Raw genomic sequence first — 2,686 nt, forward strand, 5'->3', positions numbered from 1 at the left:
CGACGATGCCGATCGCCGTGGTGTCCTTGGTCTTGGCGGCCTCGTCCACCTCGCCGCCGCTCTCGACCTTCGCCGCCTCAGCCTCGGTCGCGTAGACGGCCTGCTCGACCTTCGCCATCTCGGTGGTGGGGATGTCGACGCCCGCCTTCTCCGCGAGCTCCTCAGGCGCCGAGCGGTAGTACATCGCGGCCGACACCGTCACGGGGCCTGCGGCGGGCATGTCGAAAGCGAAGTCGAAGTCCTTGCTCGCCTTCGGGGCGATGCGGGTGTCCTCCTTGACGCCCGTGGCCTCCCATAGCTCGACCGGGGCGTTGCCCTTCGCGTCCTTGAGCACCGTGTGGAAGTCGCGGCGCTCGCTCACGAGCGCCTTGCCCGAGGCGTCCGCGACGGTCACCTGGAGCCAGCACTCGCGCACCTCGGTCAGGCCGGTGGGCAGGTAGTGGCCTGCGCCGACGTTGGTCACCTTGACCGCGACCTTCCCCTTCGCGCCCGGCTCGACGATCTTCGCGGTGTCGAGTTCGACCTTCGCCGCGGCCTTCAGGGTCTCCTCGGCCGTCGCCTTGTCACCGAGGCCGGCGTTCGCGCCGACGAACGTCATCTGGTAGATGTGCTCCCGCTCCGGCGCCATCGGCGCGGCGCGGCCCGGGTTCGGCTTGGTCACGCCCGGGCCGGGCGTCATGTGGCAGTCCTGGCAGGTGATGCCCTCCTTGGCGTATGGGCTGTTCTTCCACTCGGTGTAGGTCGCCTCGAGCGGCAGCCCGTTCCCGGGGTGGTTGACGTTGTGGCAGACACCACAGAAGTCGGCCTTCTCGTGGTGCGCCGAGTACGCGGTCTGATGCACGGGCGACTTCGCGTCCTTGAGCTGGGCGCGCTTGGTCCCGTCCGCGGTCAGCGTCCATGAGTTGTTCGCGAGCGGCTGGGTGACCCCGGTGACCTGGTGGCAGAAGTCGCAGGTGACAGCCTCGTTCGCCACGGCATCGCGCGGCTTGGCGCCCTTGCCGTTCATGCCCGCCATCCCGGAGATCGGCCCGTGGCAGTCCTCGCAGAACTTGCCGAGCGCCCCGTCGGTGGCGCGGTTGGCCTCGGCGAGCTTGGCCTGGTAGAGCGGGTCCGAGAGCGCCTTGGAATGCATCGACTTCGACCACTGCTCCACGAGCGCGGCGTGGCAGCCGCAGCCTTGGGCCACCGTGAACTTGCTCGACGGCACGCTGGGCAGCGCCGCCGATGCGGTCGCGGGCAGCGCTGTGGTTGCGGCGGCGATCGCGAGGCACAGCACGGCCAGGACGGTCACTCTTCGCATGGTCCCTCCTCGTGGGACGGTTCGTTGGAAGCGGCGGCGGCGCATCCGGGTGACACCCCGCGCGCGGGCACCACTGTATACTTCTGCGAGCCGGGCCGCCCTCCTTTCGGCCCGCACGACTCAGCGACGAGGGGGGACGAGGCATGGAGCAGTACCGGTGCAAGAGCTGCGGCTACTTCCACATCGGGCCGGCGCCCGAGCACTGCCCGGTGTGCGGCGCGCCCAAAGACGCCTTCCTTCCGTACGACGGCCCCGGCGACCTTGCCGGCACGAAGACCTTCGAGAACCTCAAGGCCGCGTTCGCCGGCGAGTCACGGGCGAACCGCAGCTACACGCTGTGGGCCCGCATCGCGCGCCTCGAGGGAGCCAACGAGGCCGCAGCAGCGTTCGAGCGCGCTGCCGCCGAGGAGACCGCGCACGCGCTCGGCCATCTCGCCTATCTGGGCGGCTACGGTGCCACGAAGGCGAACCTCGAGGCCGCCGCGAACGGCGAAGACTACGAGGCGAACGAGATGTATCCGGCCTTCGCCGAACAGGCCGAGGCCGACGGCCTGCCTGAGATCGCGTCGTACTTCCGTAGCGTCGGGAGGTTCGAGGCGTCGCACCGTGGCGAGTACCGCAAGGCGCTCGAGGGGCTCGGCGAGTAGCGTGACCGGGCCCGGCGCGCCCGCGTCCGGCGCGGCGGACGTGCCCGCGGACATCAAGGCGCTCGACCGCGACGGCCTCCGCGCGGCCGTGGCGGACGCCGGCGAGCGCGCCTACCGGGCCGCGCAGCTCGAGCGCTGGCTGTACGCGCGCGCGGCTTCGTCATTCGATGAGATGACCGACCTGTCCGCGGCCCTGCGCGCCCGCCTCGCTGAACGGTGGGCGCTGTCGGTGCCGGTCGTCGAGGCCCGCCTGGACTCGGCCGACGGCACTCGGAAGTACCTCCTCCGCCTGCGCGACGGCGTCACGGTGGAAGCGGTCGGCCTGCCCGAGGGCAAGCGGCTGACGGTGTGCTTCTCGACCCAGGCCGGCTGCGCCATGCGCTGCGCGTTCTGCGCGACCGGCGCGTCGGGGCTCGTGCGCGACCTGACCTGCGGCGAGATGGTCGACCAGGTGGCGATCGTCGCGCGCGACCTCGGCCGGCGCGCCACGAACGCGGTCGCGATGGGCCAGGGCGAGCCGTTCGCCAACTACGACGCCGTGCTGGCCGCGTTGCGCTTCATGAACTCGGCCGACGGCCTCGGGATCGGCGCGCGGCACCTCACCGTCTCGACGAGCGGGCTGCCTGCAGGCATCCGGCGCTTCTCCGAGGAGCCCGAGCAGTTCACGCTGGCCGTCTCGCTGCACTCGGCCGTACAGGCCACGCGCGACGGACTCATGCCGGGGCTGCGCCGGGCGCGG

Annotated in this window: 3 protein-coding genes; 2 read left to right on the top strand and 1 reads right to left on the bottom strand. The window is 71.4% G+C overall.

Annotated features, from left to right (window positions below):
- Nucleotides 1–1,345: hypothetical protein (locus FDZ70_07680; protein ID TLM73413.1), on the bottom strand; the 1,345-nt coding region annotated here is incomplete at its 3' end.
- Nucleotides 1,346–1,443: 98 nt separating this feature from the next.
- On the opposite strand from FDZ70_07680, the gene FDZ70_07685 reads away from it, so the two are divergent.
- Together FDZ70_07685 and FDZ70_07690 are read left to right on the top strand one after the other, a co-directional pair.
- The gene (locus tag FDZ70_07685) at nucleotides 1,444–1,947 is read left to right on the top strand and encodes a rubrerythrin (GenBank protein TLM73414.1); all 504 of its coding nucleotides are present in this window, start codon (nucleotides 1,444–1,446) and stop codon (nucleotides 1,945–1,947) included.
- A gap of 40 nt (nucleotides 1,948–1,987) precedes the next feature.
- The coding region (locus FDZ70_07690; GenBank protein TLM73417.1) for a 23S rRNA (adenine(2503)-C(2))-methyltransferase RlmN at nucleotides 1,988–2,686 on the top strand (699 nt) is incomplete at its 3' end.

The sequence above is a fragment of the Actinomycetota bacterium genome (genome assembly GCA_005774595.1).
Taxonomy (GTDB): domain Bacteria; phylum Actinomycetota; class Coriobacteriia; order Anaerosomatales; family D1FN1-002; genus D1FN1-002.